This window comes from Loigolactobacillus bifermentans DSM 20003 (assembly GCF_001434575.1).
In the GTDB taxonomy this organism is placed as follows: Bacteria; Bacillota; Bacilli; order Lactobacillales; family Lactobacillaceae; genus Loigolactobacillus; species Loigolactobacillus bifermentans.
The window spans coordinates 1-708 of the sequence record NZ_AZDA01000076.1 but is presented as its reverse complement, the minus strand read 5'-3'; the positions used below and the strand labels follow the sequence as shown (position 1 = coordinate 708).

Here is a 708-nt window from a genome sequence, read left to right as displayed (position 1 = left end):
TGATCAATGCACCCAGTAGGAGTCGAACCTACAACCTTCTGATTCGTAGTCAGACACTCTATCCAATTGCGCTATGGGTGCATAATGCCGAGGACCGGAATCGAACCGGTACGGTGATCACTCACCGCAGGATTTTAAGTCCTGTGCGTCTGCCAGTTCCGCCACCCCGGCATATAAAAACTGGCTTTATACCTTTCGGTATAAGCGGAAGACGAGATTCGAACTCGCGACCCCCACCATGGCAAGGTGATGTTCTACCACTGAACTACTTCCGCATATTAACTTTGGAAAATGCCGACTAGACGATTCGAACGCCCGACCCTCTGATTACAAATCAGATGCTCTACCAACTGAGCTAAGTCGGCATGATACTAAATGCCAAATATAAGACGAGTGCGGGTGAAGGGACTCGAACCCCCACGCCTCACGGCGCTAGATCCTAAATCTAGTGCGTCTGCCAATTCCGCCACACCCGCAAAACTTTTGGGAATGAGCCGTAACAGGTTCGAACTGTTGACCCTCTGATTAAAAGTCAGATGCTCTACCAACTGAGCTAACGGCTCAAAATGGAGATTACAGGGATCGAACCTGTGACCCCCTGCTTGTAAGGCAGGTGCTCTCCCAGCTGAGCTAAACCTCCAATATAAAAATGGCGTGGCAACTTCCTACCCTCGCAGGGGGTGCTCCCCCAACTACTCTCGGCGTAAA

The 708-nt window shown here is 50.6% G+C and carries 7 tRNA genes; all 7 read right to left on the bottom strand.

Annotated elements, in window-relative coordinates:
* Window positions 1-7: 7 nt before the first annotated feature.
* The 7 genes from FC07_RS08535 to FC07_RS08505 all read right to left on the bottom strand — a co-directional run bounded on the left by FC07_RS08535 (window position 8) and on the right by FC07_RS08505 (window position 640).
* Window positions 8-81, bottom strand: a tRNA-Arg gene (locus FC07_RS08535).
* A gap of 4 nt (window positions 82-85) precedes the next feature.
* Window positions 86-171, bottom strand: a tRNA-Leu gene (locus FC07_RS08530).
* 32 nt (window positions 172-203) lie between these two features.
* Window positions 204-275 (bottom strand) — tRNA-Gly (locus FC07_RS08525).
* Between the two features lie 17 nt (window positions 276-292).
* Window positions 293-365, bottom strand: a tRNA-Thr gene (locus tag FC07_RS08520).
* A 29-nt stretch (window positions 366-394) separates the two neighbouring features.
* A tRNA-Leu gene (locus FC07_RS08515) sits at window positions 395-476 on the bottom strand.
* A gap of 14 nt (window positions 477-490) precedes the next feature.
* A tRNA-Lys gene (locus FC07_RS08510) sits at window positions 491-563 on the bottom strand.
* Between the two features lie 4 nt (window positions 564-567).
* A tRNA-Val gene (locus tag FC07_RS08505) sits at window positions 568-640 on the bottom strand.
* Between the last annotated feature and the right edge of the window lie 68 nt (window positions 641-708).